The 22,442-nt window shown below is 41.4% G+C and carries 17 protein-coding genes; 9 read left to right on the top strand and 8 right to left on the bottom strand.

The window, feature by feature from the left end; translation table 11 throughout:
- Positions 1-57: 57 nt before the first annotated feature.
- Together EJ103_RS18375 and EJ103_RS18370 are read right to left on the bottom strand one after the other, a co-directional pair.
- A complete protein-coding gene (locus EJ103_RS18375; RefSeq protein WP_126009214.1) occupies positions 58-1,287 on the bottom strand; it encodes a glycosyltransferase in 1,230 nt (409 codons plus the stop codon).
- Positions 1,287-2,264 carry a LacI family DNA-binding transcriptional regulator gene (locus EJ103_RS18370; RefSeq protein WP_126009212.1) on the bottom strand — a complete coding sequence of 326 codons (978 nt, stop codon included), beginning with the start codon at positions 2,262-2,264 and terminating at the stop codon, positions 1,287-1,289. Before EJ103_RS18370 ends, EJ103_RS18375 begins: the two co-directional genes overlap by 1 nt.
- A gap of 165 nt (positions 2,265-2,429) precedes the next feature.
- On the opposite strand from EJ103_RS18370, the gene EJ103_RS18365 reads away from it, so the two are divergent.
- From EJ103_RS18365 to EJ103_RS18355, 3 genes are all read left to right on the top strand, one after another.
- Complete coding sequence (locus EJ103_RS18365; protein ID WP_126009210.1) at positions 2,430-4,907, top strand: prolyl oligopeptidase family serine peptidase; 2,478 nt, start codon at positions 2,430-2,432, stop codon at positions 4,905-4,907.
- A gap of 68 nt (positions 4,908-4,975) precedes the next feature.
- Positions 4,976-5,593 carry a LysE family translocator gene (locus EJ103_RS18360; RefSeq protein ID WP_064387054.1) on the top strand — a complete coding sequence of 206 codons (618 nt, stop codon included), beginning with the start codon at positions 4,976-4,978 and terminating at the stop codon, positions 5,591-5,593.
- A 49-nt stretch (positions 5,594-5,642) separates the two neighbouring features.
- Positions 5,643-6,134, top strand: coding sequence for a DUF2798 domain-containing protein (locus EJ103_RS18355; protein WP_126009208.1), 492 nt, complete (start codon positions 5,643-5,645; stop codon positions 6,132-6,134).
- Here EJ103_RS18355 and uvrA read toward each other — a convergent pair.
- Positions 6,131-8,692: an excinuclease ABC subunit UvrA gene (gene uvrA, locus EJ103_RS18350; RefSeq protein ID WP_126009206.1), complete on the bottom strand. Its 2,562-nt coding sequence runs from the start codon at positions 8,690-8,692 to the stop codon at positions 6,131-6,133. The genes EJ103_RS18355 and uvrA overlap by 4 nt on opposite strands.
- 191 nt (positions 8,693-8,883) lie before the next feature.
- Here uvrA and EJ103_RS18345 point away from each other — a divergent pair, with 191 nt between their 5' ends.
- Positions 8,884-9,294 (top strand): hypothetical protein, encoded by a 411-nt coding sequence (locus EJ103_RS18345; RefSeq protein ID WP_004589556.1) that lies wholly within the window; start codon positions 8,884-8,886, stop codon positions 9,292-9,294.
- Positions 9,295-9,310: 16 nt separating this feature from the next.
- On the opposite strand, the gene EJ103_RS18340 is transcribed toward EJ103_RS18345, so the two are convergent.
- Genes EJ103_RS18340 through EJ103_RS18330 form a run of 3 tightly spaced genes read right to left on the bottom strand, consistent with a single transcriptional unit; the run spans position 9,311 to position 13,017 of the window.
- Positions 9,311-10,099, bottom strand: a complete 789-nt coding sequence (locus tag EJ103_RS18340; RefSeq protein WP_126009204.1) for a LytTR family transcriptional regulator DNA-binding domain-containing protein — start codon at positions 10,097-10,099, stop codon at positions 9,311-9,313.
- Positions 10,096-11,136, bottom strand: coding sequence for a histidine kinase (locus EJ103_RS18335; RefSeq protein WP_126009202.1), 1,041 nt, complete (start codon positions 11,134-11,136; stop codon positions 10,096-10,098). Before EJ103_RS18335 ends, EJ103_RS18340 begins: the two co-directional genes overlap by 4 nt.
- Positions 11,137-11,163: 27 nt before the next feature.
- On the bottom strand, positions 11,164-13,017 hold the full coding sequence (locus EJ103_RS18330) for a CIA30 family protein (RefSeq protein WP_126009200.1): 1,854 nt from the start codon (positions 13,015-13,017) through the stop codon (positions 11,164-11,166).
- 399 nt (positions 13,018-13,416) lie between these two features.
- On the opposite strand from EJ103_RS18330, the gene EJ103_RS18325 reads away from it, so the two are divergent.
- The 3 genes from EJ103_RS18325 to EJ103_RS18315 all read left to right on the top strand — a co-directional run bounded on the left by EJ103_RS18325 (position 13,417) and on the right by EJ103_RS18315 (position 14,667).
- Complete coding sequence (locus EJ103_RS18325) at positions 13,417-13,830, top strand: hypothetical protein (RefSeq protein ID WP_126009199.1); 414 nt, start codon at positions 13,417-13,419, stop codon at positions 13,828-13,830.
- Positions 13,831-13,949: 119 nt separating this feature from the next.
- The gene (locus EJ103_RS18320) at positions 13,950-14,249 is read left to right on the top strand and encodes a hypothetical protein (RefSeq protein ID WP_126009197.1); all 300 of its coding nucleotides are present in this window, start codon (positions 13,950-13,952) and stop codon (positions 14,247-14,249) included.
- 112 nt (positions 14,250-14,361) lie between these two features.
- A complete protein-coding gene (locus EJ103_RS18315) occupies positions 14,362-14,667 on the top strand; it encodes a hypothetical protein (RefSeq protein WP_126009195.1) in 306 nt (101 codons plus the stop codon).
- Positions 14,668-15,555: 888 nt separating this feature from the next.
- Here the strand turns inward: EJ103_RS18315 and EJ103_RS18305 are convergent.
- Positions 15,556-17,139: a sulfotransferase gene (locus EJ103_RS18305; RefSeq protein ID WP_126009191.1), complete on the bottom strand. Its 1,584-nt coding sequence runs from the start codon at positions 17,137-17,139 to the stop codon at positions 15,556-15,558.
- 85 nt (positions 17,140-17,224) lie between these two features.
- Positions 17,225-19,639, bottom strand: coding sequence for a TonB-dependent receptor (locus tag EJ103_RS18300; RefSeq protein ID WP_126009189.1), 2,415 nt, complete (start codon positions 19,637-19,639; stop codon positions 17,225-17,227).
- A gap of 415 nt (positions 19,640-20,054) precedes the next feature.
- On the opposite strand from EJ103_RS18300, the gene EJ103_RS18295 reads away from it, so the two are divergent.
- Both EJ103_RS18295 and EJ103_RS18290 read left to right on the top strand, forming a co-directional pair.
- A complete protein-coding gene (locus EJ103_RS18295; RefSeq protein ID WP_126009187.1) occupies positions 20,055-21,149 on the top strand; it encodes an NADH:flavin oxidoreductase/NADH oxidase in 1,095 nt (364 codons plus the stop codon).
- Between the two features lie 79 nt (positions 21,150-21,228).
- Positions 21,229-22,407, top strand: a complete 1,179-nt coding sequence (locus EJ103_RS18290; RefSeq protein ID WP_064387172.1) for an MFS transporter — start codon at positions 21,229-21,231, stop codon at positions 22,405-22,407.
- Positions 22,408-22,442 lie beyond the last annotated feature (35 nt).

The following is a 22,442-nucleotide window of genomic DNA, read 5'->3' as shown; positions in this document are numbered from 1 at the left end:
ACGCCCATTTGTAATGGGCGCGATTTTAAACACAAATCTGTAGGAGTCTAGTCATTTTTAATCTAATTTTTTATTTTTTTCAGCAATCCATTGCGCCATATATTGCGTACTGCGCATAGTATGGTGTTTTAACATTTGTCCGGTGAAGTTTTTTTCCCTATGCGCTTTTAAATCGTTGCTTATAGAGTCAATTTTATTAATTAACGCCGCGCTTAATTTTACTTTGTCGTACAAGGTATTAAGTAGCGTATTGCCAGCTTGTTGCGCATGTTCAAAATCGGTTTGATTGGTGTAAAGCTCAACGGCTGCATTTGCAAAATCCTCAGTATTATTAGTCACTTTACCAGGCCATGGTAGTTCGTTGTGCATGCCCTCACTGCCTATGTCGGTAGTTACACTAGGGGTTTGCATTATCATTGCTTCTAGCAGCTTGCCTTTTATACCTGCGCCAAAACGAAGTGGGGCTAAACATACGCGTGCGCTTTGCATTACCTCATAGGCATTATCAGCCCAGCCTTTTATTAAAAAACCGGTTTTAGGGTTATTAAGTGCTGTTGCTTTTGGTGGCGGGTAAGAGCCATAAATATGCAGTTCTGCTTTTGGTAATTGCTTGCGAATAAGCGGCCATATTTTTTGTAAGTACAGCACGGCATCCCAGTTGGGGGCGTGTCTAAAGTTACCTATGGTCATAAAGTGCTGACGTTGTTCAAACGATTTAGTTTGCGCAGGTAAAGCAGTTAAATCGACCATAAAAGGGAGATGATGTAATAAACTGGCTTCTACGTTAAATACATTACTAAGTAATTGCATTTCAAAGCTTGAAATAATTAAGCTTAGGTCGCAGCGCAATATTGCGGCTATTTCGCGTTTTGCTATGTCTGAATGTAAATCGCTGGTGGTAAATTCTCGCTCGCCTTTGTGCGCTTCGTGGCGCGCATTACGTAGGCATTGTAAATCTTCGGTATCGAGTATTTTAATGGCATTGGGGCAATGTTTATCTACACGCCAGCCAAATTGCTCTTCCATCATAAAGCGGTCAAACATCACTATGTCTGGGTTGTACGCTTTAACGTACTCATCAAAACTTTCGCAGTTTAGGGCAATGCTTTGACTGGTTATACCAAAGTGATCTAGGTTTACCATGTGCTCGGTGCGTTGTGCTGGGGTGGCAAATTCTACTTGCCAATTTTGCGCTTTAAACGCATTTAATAACGACATCATGTGCGTACCCGCAGCAGACGAATTTGGCTCTGGCCATACGTAACCAATTACCAGCACTTTTTTCATTACGGTGTTTCTCTAATTTGTAGGTTTACATTTACCAGCGTTTTTACTGGTGCAGTGTTTGTTTGAAGTTGTTCTTGCAGCACTAAAATACTGCGCTTAGCAAGCTCTTGCGTGTTAATATTGGCGCAAGTAAAGCGAGGTTGCATTTCGGTAATATCAGGAATATGTAAGCAACTTACTATATTGCTTTTCAAATGCGGGGCGGCGGCTAAAACGCCATGCGCAATTATATTATTAGCGCATACAACCGCGTCAATACTCGGATTATTAAGTAATGTGCTACTAAATATTTGCTTAGCATGTAATGGGGTGTTTTTTGTGCACGTAATAGCTGGCTCATGGGTTATATTGTGTTTTTTACACGCGCTATTAAAGCCACTTAATAAACCCTGTGCAGATAAGCTTTCATCACCCATAAAGAGTATGTTTTTAGGCGAATCATTTATTAGCTGCAATGTTACTACATGGCTTGCTTTAGTGTAGTCGGGTAAAACACACGGGGCTGAGCTGTAAGGTACTTCGTGCATTAGGCTAATAACATGGTAGGCAGCAGCAAGGTTGTCGAGCCACTGCGCACAGGTACTAGCCACAGGGCAAATTATAAATGCAGCCACTTTGTATTCTTTTAAATTATTTATTAGCTGCGTTTGGCGCTCTAGGCTGTTGTTACTACTAACAATAATGGCCTGAAAAAAAGCCTCGCTTAATGCCTGCTCAATATTTTTAGCAAGCAATGCCATAAGCGGGTTTGTTAAATCGTCAATTACTACAACTACTAAATTAGAGCGCCCAGAGCGCATAGCCGCTGCATCGCGATTATACACATAACCTAGCTCATCTATGGCTTGTAACACTTTTTGTTTGCTTTTATCGGCTACTTTATTGCTGTGCGTAAGCACCAGCGATACGGTCGATTTAGACACCCCCGCACGGTGAGCAACATCAAAAATAGTGACCGATTTAGCTTTGTTAGGCATGGTATTTTAAGCGCGCAGTAGTGAGTAAATAGCTGCGTAGTGTAGCGTATATAATGCATTTAAGTCATCTTTTAGCCCTGTAATTTAAAGCTTAATACTTTATGAACAGAGCAAAACATGTTTATATACCTTTTATAATCTTAAAAATAACAAAAGGATAAAAACATGAACGCATTTAGGCTGTTAGTTGCCTTTATTTGTTGTGTTGTAATAATGCCAAACAGCTATGCTGAGCAAGGTTATCAAACACCTTCGCCTGAGCTCGCCGCTGTGGTAGATGCCAAATTAGCACCCACTAGTTTTTTATCGAGCGATGGCCAATGGCTTGCTTTATTTGAGCGTAAGCGCGTAGAGACGCTTGACGAGCTTGCTAAAGATGAGCTTAAACTTGCGGGTATAAAGCTAAACCCTGCTAACTTTTCACGCTCGCGTGTTAGCGCTAAATACAGCGCGCTTGAGCTTAAGCATGTGCAAAGCGGCACCGTTATTAATATTAATAATTTACCAAACGGTATTATTCGCTCGCCTAAATGGTCATCTAACAGTAAATATTTAGCGTTTGTTGTAGAGCAACAAAACCAAGCAAATTTATGGCTTTACAGTGTAGAGACAAAGCAAGCAAAAATGCTCTCAAATGCAGCGCTTAACTCGGTTATTACCGCTACGCCTTACCAATGGCTGCCCGATAGCAGCGCACTGGTTGCAAATTTAGCGGTTAATATAGGTAAACCCGCGTTAAAAAACAGCAGTCAAAATGTAGTGCCTGTTATACAGCAAAGCACAGGCGAAAAAGCCCAAGCGCGTACTTATCAAAACTTATTAACCAGCCCGTTTGACGAAGCACAGTTTAAATTTTACGGCCAAGGGCAATTAGCTTACGTAACGCTTGATGGCAATACACAAGCCATTGGCAGCCCTGCATTATTTAAATCGTTTTCGGTATCGCCAGATTCAACCAATATATTAGTTGCTGCGATAAACGAGCCGTTTTCGTATCAAGTACCGTACAGCCGTTTTGCCAGCACTTGGCAAATATGGGGAATGCGCGGTTACGCATTAGCCGAACTTGTAAAACAACCGCTTGCCGATAACATTCCACAAGGCTATGACAGTGTTCGCACCGGCCGCCGCGATTTTGAATGGCGCGCGGATCAAGGCGCAGAAGTTATTTGGGCCGAAGCACAAGATGGCGGCGACATGAAAACCGATGTTAAGCACCATGATTATATTTACAGCCTACGCGCGCCGTTTAAACGCGAGCCAAAACTGTTTGCTAAAGTAGAGCGCCGCTATGCTGGTATAGTTTGGGGTAATCAAAATATTGCCATGCTTAGCGACTGGCGCTTTAGCGACCGCCAAGTGCGCACGTATGTTATTCAGCCACGCAATGCAGATAAAAACCGTGTGCTTTTTTCTGAGCGAAGCTATAACGATGCGTATAAAAACCCAGGTAGCTTTATATACGAGCGTAACGATTTAGGCGCCAACGTTATTAAAATTGTTGGCGGGCGTTATATGTATCTGCGCGGTAACGGCGCGTCTGAGCAAGGTAATATTCCGTTTTTAGACCAGTACGATGTAAAAACGAATAGCAGCAAGCGTTTATGGCAATCACAAGCGCCATACTACGAGCGTGTTCGTGCATTGCTTGACGACGAAGGCGAGCGCTTTATAACTGTGCGAGAGTCTAAAACCGAGCAACCTAACTTTTTTATTCGTGATTTAGATAACGATACTCTTACGCAGCTTACTAATTTTGCTCATCCGTACCCAGCATTTAAAGGGGTTACAAAAGAGCAGTTACGTTATAAACGCGATGACGGGGTTGAGCTTTCGGGCACGCTTTATTTACCACCAGGTTACGATGTAACCCAAGGCCCGTTACCCGTACTTATGTGGGCGTACCCACTTGAATACAAAGATAAAGCCGTAGCATCACAAGTGCGCGAATCGCCATACGAATTTACTTACATTGGTTATTGGGGCCCTATGCCTTACCTTGCTAAAGGTATTGCCGTATTTGACGACCCTAAAATGCCTATTGTAGGTGTTGATGGCAGCGAGCCAAATGATAACTTTAGACAGCAGCTAGTTTCAAGTGCGCAAGCTGCGGTTGATGTGCTGGTTAAAAAAGGCATTGCCGATAAAAACAACATTGCTATAGCAGGGCACTCGTACGGTGCATTTATGGTGGCAAACCTATTAGCGCATAGTGATTTATTTAAAACCGGTATTGCTCGCAGTGGTGCTTACAACCGTACCCTAACGCCGTTTGGTTTTCAGGGTGAAGAGCGTGATTTTTGGCAAGCACAAAGTGTGTACGCTAACATGTCGCCGTTTTTCCATGCTGAAAAAATTAATGAGCCAATGCTGATGATTCATGGCAAAGAAGATCCTAACTCTGGAACTTTCCCAATGCAAAGTGAGCGCATGTACGCCGCCCTAAAAGGCTTAGGTAAAGACGCTCGCTTAGTTATGCTCCCTTATGAGGCACATGGTTACCGCGCTCGTAAAAGCTTATTGCATGTACTGTGGGAGCAAGAGCAGTGGCTAGATAAGTACTTATTAAGTGATTCTGTTGAAGAGCCGGAAAATGTTACTACTGAGCAAGTAGCAGAGCCAATACCGATTGCTGAACAATAGTAGATAATAGGTAACCAATAGCGCGGCTACTTTAGCCGCGTTTTTTGCTTTTAATATAGAGAGAAAAAATGATTGATGTTGCAGCGCTTGCCGTTTTTATTCCTACCTTCTTTTTTGTATCTATCACACCGGGTATGTGTATGACCCTTGCCATGACATTAGGTATGAGCATAGGTGTAAGGCGCACATTATGGATGATGATAGGTGAGCTGTTAGGGGTCGCAAGTGTTGCTATTGCTGCGGTATTAGGTGTTGCAAGCGTAATGCTAAATTACCCTAATGCGTTCGATATTTTAAAATGGGTAGGCGGTGCATACTTAATTTATATAGGTATAAATATGTGGCGCGCAAAAGGTAAAATGTCGATTGATACACAAAAACCGCATGATGTAAGTCGCCAGTCGCTATTTACGCAAGGCTTTGTGACTGCCATTGCTAACCCAAAGGGCTGGGCGTTTATGATCTCTTTACTACCGCCATTTATTAGCGTTGAACACGCACTCGCCCCGCAACTGTTAGTGCTTGTTTTAGTTATTATGATAAGCGAATTTATCTGCATGTTAGCGTACGCCACAGGCGGTAAAAGCCTACGTTTATTTTTAAGCCGTGGTGATAATATAAAATGGATGAACCGAATTGCAGGCAGCCTTATGGTGCTAGTAGGCATATGGCTGGCATTAGGGTAATTAAATAACAGTTGATATTGTCATCTATTTTAAGAGAAATACCTGTTTAATGAATACGCCTGCTTTAGTAAATTCTGCGCTCGTAGAGCCTAAAAAAACACCTGTAATTTATAAAATAATGGTGATGGTAAGTATTATTGTTTTTGTAGGCGGCAGCTTAACAGGCATTATGACTTACACAAATGTAGGTATAACTGAGCATTTTTATATAGATTGGTTTACCTCGTTTTTAAGTGCGGTGTTGGTTATGGCCCCTGTGGGGTTAGCAATGACAGCCCTTATGAATACCTTGGTGGCTAAATTATTACCAAGAGCAAGCGAGCTAAAACGTAATTTAGTAATTAGTGTTTTTATGGCGCTTACCATGGAGTCGCTAATGGCGTTTGTAACCGCTAGTAACAATATAGGTTTTGCCAATATGCGCTTATTTTATACCGCGTGGGTAGAGGGGTTATTAGCCGCGCTACCCATTGGTTTAACATTAATGCTTGTTATGTCGGTTACTGTAAAACCTAAATTAGAGCGATTTTTAAAAAGCTAAAGTGCGCTTTTTAAAAATGTTGCCGTGCGGCTATGCTCAGATTGAGCCACATCTTCTGGTTTACCTTGAGCAACAATTAAGCCGCCTTCGTCCCCGGCTCCTGGGCCAATATCAATAACCCAATCGCTGTTACTGGCTACTTGCATATCGTGCTCAACCATAATAACGGTGTTGCCCGCATCAACTAAGCCATTTAACTGCGCCATCAACATGGCTACATCTTTTGGGTGTAGGCCGGTGGTTGGTTCATCTAAAATATACAGCGTATCGCCGCGCTGCGCACGTTGCAGCTCTGTGGCAAGTTTTATGCGCTGGGCCTCTCCGCCCGAAAGCTCAGTAGCCGGTTGCCCTAAACGTAAATAGCCAAGGCCTACTTGTAAGAGCGCGTTTAGCGCACGTAAAATAGCAGGTTCATCGGCAAAAAAAGTATGCGCTGACTCCACCGTTAAATTAAGCACATCGGCAATGGTTTTATCTTTATAGGTAATGTCGAGTGTTTTTTGGTTATAGCGCTTAGCGTTACACATGGGGCACGGCGAATACACGCTCGGTAAAAATAACAGCTCAATGCTTACAAAGCCTACGCCTTCGCAGTTGTCGCAACGGCCTTTTTTCACATTAAACGAAAAACGACCTGCATCGTATTTACGCGCTTTTGCCTCTTTGGTATTGGCAAACAATTTACGTACGTGATCGAACAAACCAGTGTAAGTAGCAAGGTTTGAGCGAGGCGTGCGGCCAATGGCTTTTTGATCAACCGTTATTAGGCGCTTTATATGCTCAAGGCCCTCGGTAATTTTGCCATGGGTTGGTGTTTGGAGTTCTTGATCAAGCAAGTCGGCTTCATCGGTAGGCATTGGCGGCGGCGTTTTTTGTCCTAAAGCATCTTGAATAAGCTCGACTAAGGCTTGGCTTACTAAGCTTGATTTACCTGAGCCAGAAACCCCCGTAACACTTGTAATAACCCCAAGCGGAAATTCGGCACTGATGTTGTGTAAATTGTTACGCTCAATACCACTTAGCTTAAGCCAGTCTGCTGGAGTACGTTGTGTTTGATGATTTGGCTTTGCGTTATTGTTATGCTTAAAAAGATGCTGACTTGTATGTGAGTTGCTCACTTGCTCTAAGCCTTCAACTGGGCCGCTGTAAACAATATTACCGCCATGCGAACCCGCATTTGGCCCTACATCAACCACCCAATTGGCGTGGCGAATTACACTTGTATCGTGCTCCACCACAAATACTGAGTTACCAGCCGCTATTAGTTCATCTAGGGCGCTTAAAAGTGCTTGCGTATCGGCTGGGTGTAAACCTGCCGAAGGTTCATCTAGCACATACACAACACCAAATAATTTTGAGCGAATTTGCGTTGCAAGCCGCAAGCGTTGCAATTCCCCAGCTGATAACGATGGCGTAGTGCGCTCAAGCGATAAATACCCTAAACCAAGTTTAGTGAGTGCTTCTACGCGTTTGATAATGTCGCTTGTGATGCGCTTTGCCACAATGGCTTTTTCGGGGTTGGCTGCGTTACTTTTAGCGGGGTTATTGGCTGCAATGCTGAGTTTTTCTGCCAGCTCGCCAAGTGTTAACTGCGAAATTTCGCCTATATCAAGGCCTGCTACTTTAACCGATAACGACTCTTTTTTAAGTTTTTTTCCTTCGCACTGTGGGCATTGTGATATTTGCATATACTGCGACACGCGCTTTTTTGTGCGTGGGCTCTGGGTACTGGCAAACGATTGTAAAACAAAGCGTTTAGCACTTATAAATGTACCCATGTAGCTGGGGCTTTCTTCATTTTTAATAGCCGCTTGAGTTTGCTCAAGCGTGTACTCGGGAAACACCGGTACTGTGGGTGTGTCGTCGGTAAACAAAATCCAATCACGGGCTTTTTTGGGCAAGGCCTGCCACGGTTTATTAATATCGTAACCTAACGAGGTAAGTATACGGCTTAGATTTTTACCTTGCCAAGCCGGCGGCCATGCTGCAATGGCGCGCTCTTTAATTGATTTAGTCGGGTCGGGCACTAACAGCTCTTCGGTTACGTTAAATACACGGCCAATACCATGGCACTCTGGGCAGGCGCCTTGTGGTGCATTTGGCGAAAACGCATCGGCATACAGTATACCTTGCCCTTTGGGGTATTCGCCCGCGCGTGAGTAAAGCATTCGCAGCGCGTTAGAAATAGTGGTTACGCTACCGACCGACGAACGTACCGAGGGTGCGCCACGCTGTTGTTGTAATGCTACCGCGGGTGGCAGCCCTTCAATCGAATCTACATCAGGCTCATCTACTTGGTCTATTAATCTGCGCGCATAAGGCGATACCGAATCAAGATAACGATGCTGTGATTCGGCAAATAATGTTCCAAAGGCGAGCGATGATTTACCCGAGCCCGATATACCAGTAAAAACAACAAGTGAATTACGGGGCAAGTTTACATCCACATTTTTTAAGTTATGAACACGCGCACCTCGTACTTGAATGCTGTGCTCTGGGTTTAATAAAGCCGATTGCGCATTACTAACCTCATGTGAATTTTTAGGTGTGGTTGCCATGTAATTTACTCCTGTTTAATAACCATGTGTTTATTAACGTGCCGCAAAGTATTAATACTAATGGGGCGTCACTGAATGAGCGCTTAGTTAGTTTACTGAGCGTTTAATAGAGTGTTTACATAATAGGTAAAAACTGCGAGTATAAATTTCAATCAATCAAGCAAAGTCGAAATTTAAAAGGACGTTTAATTGTGGCAAAAATTGTAGTTAGCTTTTTATTTTTATTAGTACTTTGCGCCAATGTGTGTGCAGCGCAAAATAATGTACTAAACGTTGACCGAGCCATACCAAATAGCATGCACTTGTCGTTTCCAAACGATAATAATATAACGCCTAAAAAGTCTGACTTTTCTATTGCAAACTATGTACTTATGAGCAACGAAATAGGAGAGCGTTGGGCGGTTATTACCCTTACTAATTTAGCCTCTGGTAAGCGAGAGCTTAATCAAGAACACGTATTAGCGCTGTTTGCAGATGGCAGCAGGCTAACACCAAGTGAATTTAAATTAGGCTTTAAAGGCAATCAAACACAGTCGGTAACGGTATCGTTTGCTGAGCATACGTTTCCTATTTTAAGTGTGTATACCAGTAATGATCAGTAACATGTTTTTAGATAAGTTAAATATGTAGCAATTGCTTTAGTTTATCGGCACCGGCTCTGCTGGTGCTTAGTTCTGATTTAATTTCATCATTTACAATCACCATTAGCTTACCGTTAAACCAACGCTGTATTTCTTTAATGTGGTCAACGTTAACCAAATAACTTCGATGAATTCGTACAAAGTTTTTTGCTACTAAAGCATGTTCGAGCTGATCGAGTGTATGGCTTAAATGATGAAATGTATCGCCATTCCACGCCAAACTATTGCCTTGCTCCGATTTAATAAATTTAATGTCACTTGGGGAGAGTAAAAATATACGCTCACCGTTTTTACTAATGAGCTTATTTATGGTGTTTTTGGTTAATGTAAAGGTTTGCTCGTTGGGTTCATGATTGACTAGCGTATGTGCACGTTGTTGCTCTAGTTGCTGCTGCGCTTTAGCGAGAGCTTTTTTTAGCCTAGCAATAGGAAAAGGTTTGAGTAAGTAGTCAGTTGAGGCCTGCTCAAAAGCTTCAATTGCAAATTGGTCATACGCGGTTGTATAAATAATAATGGGCTGGTAGTTAAGTAAATCAATAAGCTCTAAGCCATTGATTTCAGGCATTTGGATATCAAGTAATACCACATCAGGAGTCAGCTCATTTATTAATGATATGGCCTCTTTGCCATTTGTGGCCATACCCACTACTTCAACATGCTCCATTAAACTCAATTGATGGCTTAATTTTTCGCGAGCGGGAAGCTCGTCATCGGCAAATAATACGCGCATTTTAGTTACTGTATTTGGCTGGTTTTTGTGGCTCATAGTGTTAGCTCCAACGTAACCACTGCACCATTATTATTGCTCAGTAGTACCTTACTTTTACCAAGTTGTTTAACGCGTTTTAGTATGTTTTTCATTCCTACACCACTGCCATGGCCGTGTTTTATTACCTCGCTCGAAAAACCCTTACCGTTATCGCTAATTTGTATTTTAACGCCGTTAGGTAGCTCACTAAGCGTTATATTAAGTATTAACGACGTTTGTTTGGCGTTATGTTTAATGGCGTTTTCAATAATTGGTTGAATAAGTAGCGGGGGCAGCGATATGTTTTTAAGCGTATTGGGAATGTGGTAATTAACTTTGAGTTTATCGCCAAAGCGGGCTTTTTCAATATTTAGGTACTTTTCTATTATTGTAAGCTCTTGCTGTAAAGGTATTTGTTGTTGCTCTGCGGTGTCGAGGGAATACCTTAAAATATCAGCCAGTTCATGCAGTACTTCATCGGCTAAATCAGGGTTTGTATGAATATAAGCCGAAATTGTATTTAAGCTATTAAACATAAAATGTGGGTTTAGTTGGTAGCGCAATGTAGCAAGTTGCGCTTGTTTAAGCGCGTGTTTTTCGGCTGTTGCGCGTTTTTTGTTTTCAATAAAAATACTGGTAAAGTAAATACACGAGCCCCAAAGTAAGCCGTTAAAAACAACAAACACCCCCATCGATTTGTGCCCATCAAAAAGCTGTGTGAGTACTATATCAGTAAGCACATTACCAAGTGCCATAAATACAAATGCAATTAACCATTCAAACGCTATTTTGTTAATGTGTTTATTGCGCAGGTAAAAAATAACCGCTGCCGCACTCCAAACAGGAACCCAGTAAAAAGTAACAAACCACACGGTAGCAGCGAGTGCACTACCCGCAGTAAAGGGCGCAGAGTTAGCAATTATGAGCCCAAGGGCATAAGCAATATCTACAACAAGTAAAATAAAAAAGCTGTATTTATAAAAAGGATGTTTGAGCATAATAGGTGCTTCTTTTTGTAAGTGATTAAACCATAACAAAAAACAGTCAAAACCCAAAGAGTTTGTGTTTTGACTGCTACTCTTTTAAAAGTAAGTTAGCTCTTTGATTTGTAGTGTGTTTTTTAATGGCTCATTGCTTGCACCTGGCATTTTACGCCACATTAGGTTTACTCCAGTTAATTGAGTGGCCGACCACGTAACGGGGCTACCAAAGCCAAATTGTTTAAATGTAGTGAAAGGAATATCAAGTGTTGTCCATTCATCGCGTGGTTTTAAAAGTACACTAAAGTGATCCCAATCTTTTACATCACTATGATAAACAGACATAGCAAAAGGCGTGGTTGAACCTTTATATGTTAGTCGAATACCTTTAAATGATGAGGCATCAGCCGGCGATGTAAATTTTATTTCAGCGCCTGCCCACGCGCCAAAGCTGGTTGGTTTTGTAATGGTTGTATCAATCGTTAAGCTGTTTTTATGCGTGGTAAGTGTTGCCACAGATTGACCACCCATTACCGAGTCGCTCAAGGCTTGCCATGGTGTATCACCGGTAAAATCATCAATAATATTCTGCGCTTGGCGGCTTTTTATTACTTCATTACAAGCGGGGCCTTGGGGCTTTATGGCTTTGTTTTGAGCAATAAGTGCTGGACGGTCTACTTGTACTCCTGCTTTATAAACCTCTGAGATAGTATGAATGTGGTTTATATCATCAAGTGGGTTTTGCTTAAGCAGTACAAAGCTTGCCTCAAAGCCATTAGCCAGCTTGCCAATGCTCTTGGCTTTATTAATCGCTTTTGCGCCGTTAACTGTGGCTGCATTAATTATTTCACCATTTGTAAGGCCCGCTTTTTTAAGTGCATCTAACTCGTTATGTAACCCAGTACCGTGTAGCGTGTAAGGGTTTCCGGCATCAGAGCCTGTACCAATTGTAATATTAGCTTTATGTAGCTTTTGTATATTTGCATAAGCGGTTTTACGCTCCTCCCACGCGTGCTCTTTCCATTTTGAAGGTGCAGGTACGTTATCAAACAAACACCCTTGTAGCTTTTCGGGAATGGTTTTTAGTAACTCGCTTTGTGAGCTAATAGTATGGTTATGCTTTTCATCGCTATGGTTATGATACACCGCAAGGGTAGGAATATAGGTTACATTATGCTGTTTCATTAGCGTAATAAATTCATCGTCAATCGCTTCGCTATTAATACCGTGCGCTAAAGCTGTTGCGCCGGCTTTAATAGCGCGTTTAGCATCATTTAATGTAGAAACATGCACAAAATACGGTAAATTAGCCGCTTTAGAGCGCTTACCAAGATCGCTTAATTGGCTATCAGTCAACGATTTACCCACACCGCCAAAGGTTTCAATAACCGCTTTAGTTACATGGGGATTAGTGCTTATATGTTTTTTCCATAGTGCAGCTATGTCTTCATCTTTTGCAATTTCGTATGCGTGGCCGCCAAACTGCGTGCCATGCCCGCCAGGGTTAGTAAACAAAGTACCCGCATAAAAAAGGTTAGGGGTTAGTTGGGCTTCTTTTAATTGAGCGGCTTCGTTTAGGGTTTGCTCAAACGAAAACAAATCAACAATGTTAGTTACGCCTAAATACAAATTAGAATTAAAGTGCGATTTAACCGGCAAATACTGAAACTCAGTAAAGTTACTGCCCGATGAACCCAAATGTACATGTAAATCAATTAAACCAGGTATTGCATATTGGTTGTTGGCATCAATAGTTTTATCGGCGTTTTGTAGTGGGTCGGTCGCTTTAGCAACGTTTACAATTTTACCATCGTCAATATACAGCGAACTCGGCGCAGAAAAGCTTTGCGAATTACTTTGGTATACACGAATGTTGTCGACCCGCAGGTCAATGGCATACGCACTAAAGTGGCTTGCTAAACTCAGTGCTATAACTGTTTTTGTAATAATGTTCATGACTATATTCCTTATCAAAATAGGTGTTTGGCGTTTTGTTGATAAGAAATTTAGCGAGCTTTTTAACCTGCTTCATTAATGTTTATCTGAATCGACATTATTTGCAGTTGAACCGACATAAAAGTAAATAAGCGTTGTGGTGGGGTACTCAGGCTAACTAAATTAAGTTTTTAAAGGGCCGCGATGAGCGAGAAGCAGTAACTCAGTTGAGTCGACATTAGTTTAGTAATAATAGGAGGAAACTTTCCTCTTATTTACATGTTTATATAAGCTACATAAAGCATAATATTTATAGTTGGCAATAGCTTACGCTATTTGCTATTAATATAAGTACATAAAATAAGGACGTTTTGGCGCTAAAATAAGGAAAGTGTCCTCTGATAAAGTTGTTAGGTTTGCATGAAGTATTTATTTTTAATCTCACTAATCGTGTCTTTTTCTTCACTGAGCAACGAAGTAGTCAATAATCAGATTGAAAATACCATTAAATCTTACTTGGAAGTTAGAGAAGGTTACGTGGTAAAGAATAAAATTAAAGGAGTTATTGATGGTTATAGCAAAGAGATAACTATTATTCAGTGGTCTATGCTTGGAGCAACATATTGGCAAGATTATTTATCAGTTTTTAGTGCTGATAATAGTGAAGCTTCAACTATGAAGCTTTTTGGTATTGTTCAAAATGTTCAAGTTAAAGCAGGAATTATTCGGGTTAACATTAAGCAAAAAATGCCTGATGATCCTCGCTGCTGTCCTAGTGGTGAAGAGGAACAATTTTATCATCTTAAAAATGGGGATTTAACTCGTCTAAAGTAAACCTAACAAGGCACTAAAGTAGGACGCTGCTCCTCACCCGTTTTAGTGGGGCGTTAGCTGATTGGCGCAAATAATAAGAACAACTCAACAATTAAATATTTTCTAAAGGAGTTCGAAATATGCAAGAAGACACTGTTAAGTCGACTATAGCAACCATTCAGAATGGCGTGGCTAAAGGGGATGGTAAGCTCTGGGTAACTGAAAGCGAAGTCAACTTTGAATCGTTCCACAACGGCGCCGGACTTGGGTCATACAAAATTGAGCGAAAGTCAATTTCAAAAGTAGACAAATGTTTGGGCAAAGGAGCAGGTATTATTCCTTTAACATCGGATGCCATAGAAATTTCGTTGCAAGACGGTAGTACATATCAATTTATCGTGTCGAACCCAAGTGAATGGATAAGTTTACTTAACAAATAATCAGCAAACAAATTGCTTAAATTGAAAAATAATTGCTGGCTATCGCTTCGCGATTGTAGCCAACCATTATCTTCCGTTTAAAAAGGCGTTATGCGCAAAGGAGGTTAGTTACATGGTAAGTTCTATCCCTTTAATTTTTATATCTATACTTATTTTTGTTCAAATAAAAAAATTCAAAGATCTGTGTAAATATTTATCTTATACCTACCCAGAAGAATGGAAAAAATTATCCCATAACTCTTTAGGTAGCTCTCAATGGTCTGTTACAAATGCAAATTTAAGTGAATCACTTAAAACAGGTTTTTTTTCAACTGTAGTCGATGGAAAAATAAGACAGTTTAAAAAATTTAGATTATTTAATATGTACTTAATGGGGGCGGCGGTATTGCTACAATTAAACCTAGTATATCTGCAGTAGTGTACGCTTAATAAACTGTTAATAGTGCGTTAGGCTCATAGTTAATAATCTACTATATTTAAATTTTAATGAGTAAAGGAATATAAAATGAAAAAATATCTGTTTTAATTTCAATGTGCTTTTTAGCTGCTTGTAGTAATACTAACGATGTATCAAGCAACAAAAGATATACTCTTGCATACGATAATGGAGTGCCTGTCAGTACCCACAAAGAAATAAAAGACTGCGGAGCTGCTGCTATCGTTGCTAATATCAGAGAAGTTAATAACTGGAATACTAAATACAGAAACTCAAAAGCGGCTCCATTACATAAAGCATCAGCACCTAGAAAAGCCTCGTGTAAATAAGCGTAAAAAGCTAATCAAGTGGGACTGTGCTGCTAAAGCATGGCTCAGCTCAACATTATAGCCATGCATTACCTGGTGCGTTTTTTTACTGCAAGTTTAGAGCGTTAATGGAATATTTATGCCAATAAAAAAGTGGATTGTACAATACGCAATAGCTCTACCAATTATTTTTGTTCTGCTAACTAGTGTTCAATACTTAAAAGGCAGAAGTCTAGAATACTCTATTGGATTTGGTATATCGTGGGCATTGGTGTCGGTAACTATTTTTGCTATTAGACGTTCTTACAATTATCGCAAAAATATTAATTGTGCTGTATGTAATGATTTACCTAATAATAACCAAGACTCTGATAGTAAGTAAATATAACAACAAGTGACTAAGGTTACGACCGTCCGCTCATTTCACTCTTAAGCCACCGACAACATAAAATGTGATAATAATTGGCAAGGTATTTTACTGTGTCGGATGGCGCTTCGCTTATCCGACCTACACTTACACAAGTCGCTTATTTGGATTCACCTACTACCCAAAATAAAACGCTCATTCAACATTAATACCTTGGCTTAAAAGGTACTCCACTGCTGCATTAGTATGGGGTTTAAATGCTTTCCACCGGCCAATTGCTTTGTTGTTAAGTGGTTGACGTACTTGCACTTTACTTGCAGTAGATACCGGCGCGGTGTTTAAGTGAAAGTCCATACACTGTGCTTGCCACTCTAAATTACAAAAGCTAACTAGCTCTTTTATTTGCTGCTCGGGCTGGGCGACTAGTTCTTCGTATTTTACTAATTTTATATTGCTGTGCAGGGCGCTAAAGTGCTGCATGAGTTTGTAAAAGCGGCTATAAAATTTGGCTGTGTCGAGTAAATCGAGCGAGTACGCGTAGTAGGGGTTATTAATGGTAAATAACTGGCGATAGTTACCAATGCAGGTGTCCATTGGGTCGCGCAGCATACAAATAATTTTAGCGTTTGGTAGGGCTTTGGTTATTAAGTCGATATAAAAAAAGTTAAACGGGAGTTTATCTATAAAGTGCTTATGGCTGCCGGTGGTTACGCGAGTGGCGTTTAAATACGTTGTCCCAAGATGATTAAAATCAAGCTCATACGCTTTAGTGAGTGTTTGAGTATCGAGTACATGCGGTGTTTGAGTTTGGCTTAATTTTTTAACGCTTAGGCCAAAGTCTTGTAATTCACCGGCTGATTGTACGTCGCTGTGGCTCGATAAAATACGCTCAACCAATGTGGTGCCAGAGCGGGGCATACCTAATACAAAAATAGGCTCTTGCGTTGGGCTGCCGTGTGTTAGCGCGTGTTTATTCTGCTCACTTAAATGTTTAATGTGTTCAAATAATGCGGCTGAGCTTTTATGATCAAAAGGCTGCATAGCGCGTTTAGTGGCTTTTCCTCGCTCCAGGCTGTTAAACGCATCATCAAACTTGCCTATGTCTTGGTACTCTTTTGCAAGTGCGTGGCCAATGTGTAATTTTGCATCGGGGTGTGTTACTTGCTTAAACACGTTTTTTAAGCGTTCAATATGGTTAGTTTGCAGCGTCGCTTTGGTTAAGTCACTTAATGCGAAATGGCTTGAATGGTGAAGTGGGTTTAGCGTAATTGCGTTTTCAAAGGCATTTTTGGCTTGTTCAAATTGACCTAAAAATTTAGCGCTTACCCCTAAATTATAATAAAACTGTGGCTGCGGTTTATTTGCATGGTTAGCCAGCTCAATTGCGCAGTTAAAGTAGTTTAGTGCCTCTTTGTGCAGGCCTGCTTGTGTAAGCGCTACACCTAGGGTATCGGCATCAAGACTCTTTTTTATTTGCTCAACGGGTATCGCTAAAGCGGTGTTTTTGGCTTTGGTAAGCTCACCTGTTAATGCGTAACACTTTGCAAGCTGTGCGGTGTATTCAATGCTTTTACCAAGGCAAAGGGCTTTTTCTATTAGCTTTATGGCTTTGTGAATTTGCCCTACGCGTAAATTAACCATGGCCAGTAAAAAGTAGCCATCGGCAAAGTCGCTTTTTTGAGTCACTAATTCGACGAGGGCTTTATGGGCACCTTGTATATTACCTTGGTTTAAATACTCAATGGCGCTTTGATGAAGGTGCTTTAAGTTTGGCTGCATGATGTTTGTTTTATTTATGTGTTAATAAAGAAAAAAGGCTCAAATAAATTTGAGCCTTATAACATTGTTTAAAAGTGACTATAAATTATATTTCAAATTTGTAGTTAAATTTAACGCCTACCGTAAGCGGGCGATTAATATAGTGGCCGTAGTTACGTTGTATGTCGGCGCCATTTGCTGATGTTATGTCTGCATCTGAGCGACGTACTGATGTAAATGCATATTTGTTGAATAGGTTATCAACATAAAGAGTTGTTGACCACTCATCGGCTGTTAACTTGGCAGAAATATTACTTAAGCTGTAACCTGGCAGGGTTTCACCGTTGTCGTGCAGGCCTACTCTTGTGATTACATCGCTTTGGGCTGTTAAACCGTAGTTAATATCAAGGGTTTTATCGCTAAATACATCTGTTTGATAGTTTACACCCATAGAGAACTGGTGCTCTGGCGAGCCTGGTAAACGGTCGCCGTCTTCTGCGCCATCGGTACCATCGGCATTAAATAAAAATGGGGCGTCTGAGGTTAGCTCTGCTTTAGTGTATGCGTATGTTGCGTACACGGTAAAGGAGTCAGATAAAATAGCACGGGTAGATAGCTCAATACCTTTTGCGTTGGCAGAGCCTGCGTTAGATAAGTACGGTAATTGGCCTACATCTGTTGCGCCTGCAATTTGCGCATCTTCCCAATCTACATTAAATAAAGCGGCGTTAAAGTGTAATTGGCTTCTAAACCAGGTGCTTTTAAGGCCTAGCTCGTAGTTTGTTGTGGTATCGGCATCGTAAAGCATTTCTTCTGGGCTACCACAACCTGCTTGGTTAGCTGGTAATGGATCAGGACACGGTGCTAAACCATTTGAGCCACCAATTCTAAAGCCTTCACTTACCGTTGCATAACCCATTACTGATGGAGTGAACTGGTATTTAGCGTTAAATTTAAATAGGCTGCCGTTGTCGTCTGCTTCATTTTTTTCAAAATTTAATGAAATCGCATCAGGTGCTGCGCCATCAAATAAGGTATTAAATAGCGGGAAGTCGACAGCAGATTCTGATTCAACGTCGTACTGGTACAAACGCATACCAATGGTCACATCTAGTTTTTCTGTTAGTTGGTAACCTACTTCACCAAACAAAGCCGACTCTGTAATTTCTGTACGGTCTACAGAAAAGTACTCAAGTTGATCTGGACGAGATTGCGATGCGCCAAAGTTTTCTACGGCAAAATCACCAAAGCCTGGGGTAAATTCTTTACTTGAGGCGTCTGTTTCTATTTTGTTGTAAAACGCGCCTACAATCCAATTTAGGTCGCTGTCGCTTTGCGATACTAAACGAAGCTCTTGCGTGAAGGTATCTTCTTCGTCAATTTCACGTGTGTATGATGAAAACGCAGGGAACTCTTCATAACCGTAATTTAGGCGGATAAGTAAATCGGTTTGGTCACGTTGGCCGTCGGCATCAAAGCTTGAAATACCGGTTGCCGATACAAGCTCTGCAAAACCTAGGTCGGCTTTTAGCTCTAGGCTTAATAGTTGATCTTCTTTTTCGCGCGGCTCTTCATAACGATAAGCCGACTCGTATTTACCTACAATATCGCTTAAACCGTTATCATCGTTTAGGCTGTTGTAATGAACAATTGAACGGCCTTCGCTGTCTTGATTTTGGTAAAAGTAATTAAGTGTCCCTTCAAATGTTTCGCTTGGTTTCCAACGTACAGAAATACGGCCTGTGGTAGTTGTTTCGCCGTTAGCATCTTCAACATTTTTAATATTGTTGTTTACTTCGTCGGCGTTACTCCAATCAGGGTCCGGTAGCGATACACCTGGCTCACGCACTGTGTAAGCATAATCAATAAAGCCTGGGTCTTCGTATACGTTCAAGCTTGCACGTACTGCAAGTTCATCTTCAATAAGTGGCAGGTTTACTATAAAGCCGCCTTCGCCGCCTAACGAGTCACTTTCTTGGGTTTGAAACATATCACCAAATATTTCTACCGTTGTAAAATCAAGCTCTGGCTCTTTAAGCATGTAACGAATTGCGCCGCCTAAAGTACCAGCACCATATAATGTGCCTTGTGGCCCAATAAGTACTTCTACACGCTCTATGTCAACTAAACGCATATCAACTGACACTGGAATTTCGTTAACGTATGTGGCTACGGTGCCGCCATCTGATGATGGACCCGACGAGTTAGTGTTTAAACCACGAACTATAATCGGTGAGCCTGAGCGACCACCTTGATCGGTAATTGTTAAACCAGGTACCCAACGCGCTACATCGGCTAATTCGCCAATGTTTTGATCTTTCATTACATCGGCATCAAGTGCGGTAATGTTTAGCGGTGCATTTTGTACAGATCCGCTGCGTCTTGTTGCTGTAACTTCGATTACTTCGAGTGATTTGTTTTTAGCGGTGGTTTCTTGTTGTGCCACAGCCGAGTTAGAAAATAAAAATGCGCTAGATACAGCGCTCGAAATAGCCAAGGTTAGCAAGCTTGGTTTAAACATAAAAAGTGATCCCCAGATTCAAAATTTAACACCAGTTAATATAAGTTAACCAGTTTATCAGGGAGTTAAAGTGGTGGGAATATTAAAATTGAATTTTAATTCACTTTTTTGGAATAAATATAGCTAGTTGCACAACAAAAAATTATATAAATATGTATAACATCCAAGTAATTGGCTAATTAAGGTACAAGGAAGCATATTTTACTCGTTGAGCAAATGTAAATAGCCATTCATATTGGTTAATTACCTAAATGTATTAATACGGTTAAAAAACCTATAAGACCCTGTTGAATGTTTTGCTCAACGGTATTTATTCTCGTTTTAGCACTATAAAAGTGAAGTTTGATCCCCATTAACCCTTCATACCGTAAGCTATAGCATTTCGTACTAAAGTACGCGTATTTAAGGAATATTTATGAGCCAATTATTCTCACCTTTAAAGCTCGGTGAACTCACTTTAGACAACCGCATTATTATTGCGCCTATGTGCCAGTACTCAGCAAATCAGGGAGCTGCCAGTGATTGGCACACTATTCATTTAGGGCAATTGAGCTTAAGTGGTGCAGGGCTATTAATTTTAGAGGCCACCGCGGTAAGCCCTGAGGGGCGGATTAGTTACGCCGATTTAGGGCTTTGGAATAACGAAACCCAGCAAGCACTGGGCAAAAGCTTAAAAGCGCTTAGGCAATACAGTCCTATGCCTATTGGCGTTCAGCTTGCGCATGCAGGGCGAAAAGCATCTACTGAAAAACCGTGGGATGGCGGTGGTGCAATTGCACCTAGCGAAGACAACGGCTGGCAAACACTTGCGCCTTCAGCCATTGCCTACGATGACAGCGCCTACCAGCCAAAGGCTATGACAAAATCGGATATAACCCAGCTAATAAACGATTTTGTCAGTGCAGCAAAGCGCGCTGATGAGCTAGGGCTTGATTTAATTGAGCTACATGGTGCGCATGGTTATTTGTTACATCAGTTTTTATCGCCACTTTCAAACAAGCGTGATGATGAATACGGGGGCAGTTTGCAAAACCGTATGCGCCTTGTGCTTGAGGTGTTTAAAGCGCTAAGAGCTGAATTTGCAAGCCATAAACCGGTAGGCATTCGAATCTCTGCTACTGATTGGGTAGAAGGTGGCTGGGATTTAGCACAATCTATTGAGCTTGCTAAAGCATTAGATAAGCTTGGCTGCGATTTTATTCACGTAAGTACAGCAGGGCTAAGCCCAGAGCAACAAATACCGGTTAAACCTAACTTTCAGGTACCATTTGCAACCGCTATTAAAGAGGTAGTAAGTATGCCGGTAATAGCTGTAGGTTTAATCACTGAGCCACAACAAGCCGAAGATATTATTAGCGAGCAGCAAGCCGATGGCGTAGCACTAGCGCGAGGTATTTTGTATAACCCGCATTGGCCTTGGCATGCTGCAGCGCAGCTTGGTGCAACCGTTAATGCGCCTAAACAGTACTTGCGATCTAGCCCGCATGGGCAGCCTTCACCTATTAAGTAACTTACATTTTTACATTTACCATGGCTACCCACTGCATTTATATGCAGTGGGTTTTATTATTTATAAATTAGAGTTATTTATGAACCAATCACGTGCACAGCCAGTGCAAATAAGTAATACCTTAGTGAGCATTATTGCTCTGTGCTGTGGCCTTATTGTGGCAAATATTTATTATGCCCAACCTATTATTGAGTTATTAGCGCCTGATGTGGGTTTAAGTGCGCACAGCGCCAGTTTTATTGTGTCGCTTACACAAATTGGCTATGCAATGGGACTGTTTTTTTTAGTGCCATTGGCTGATTTAGTCGAAAACAAACGCTTAATGCTCATTACCTTAGCCATAACATTTTTAAGTTTAATAGGCGCAGGCTTGGCGCAAAGCCCAAGTGTAATGTTGCTATTATGCTTATTGGTGGGGGCGAGCTCTGTATCGGTACAAGTATTAATACCGCTTGCTGCGCATTTATCGTCAGATGAAAAACGTGGGCAAGTACTGGGTAATATAATGGCGGGGTTGTTACTGGGTATTTTATTAGCAAGGCCAGTTGCAAGCTTGATAGCCGATCACTTTGGTTGGCGAGCCGTATTTTACTTTGCCGCAGGCTGTATGGCATTTATAGCCAGTGTTATATATTTTGCAATACCGAGCAGACAACCGACACACAATACAACATACTTTAAGTTATTAAAATCGCTTAAGCAGCTAATAATACAGCAGCCCGTGCTGCGTCAGCGGGCATTGTATCAGGCGCTTATGTTTGCCTCTTTTAGCTTATTTTGGACCAGCGTACCGGTTGTATTAGCCAGAGAATATGGCTTATCGCAATCACAAATCGCCTTATTTGCTTTAGTAGGCGCAGCTGGTGCTATTGCAGCCCCTATTGTTGGGCGTTTAGCCGACAAAGGTTACACGCATCAGTTATCGTTACTTGCAAAAGTGATTGCTGCTGCGTGCTTTTTACCCAGTATATTTGAGCTTCCGCACGGTATTATTATTTTAGCGCTTACGGGCATGTTTATTGATTTTGCTGTGCAGGCAAATATGGTGTTGGGTCAGCGGGTGGTATATTCATTAGAGCCGCAAAGCCGAGCTCGCTTAAACGCCATATACATGACCAGTATTTTTGTTGGCGGAGCGCTTGGCTCGTTAATGGCAAGCCCTCTATACGAAGCTGGTGGCTGGGAAAGCGTGGCGTTAGTGGCAGCGGGTATGCCAGTTATATCACTAGTCGGCTATTTAATGACAAGTAAAAAGTAGCGCGATACAAGTTACATAAAATTTTGTTATTTAAA

The organism is Pseudoalteromonas sp. Xi13, assembly GCF_003952205.1.
GTDB lineage: Bacteria > Pseudomonadota > Gammaproteobacteria > Enterobacterales > Alteromonadaceae > Pseudoalteromonas > Pseudoalteromonas atlantica.
Note: the sequence above shows the minus strand (reverse complement) of the source record. Positions and strands in the feature narration are given on the sequence as shown.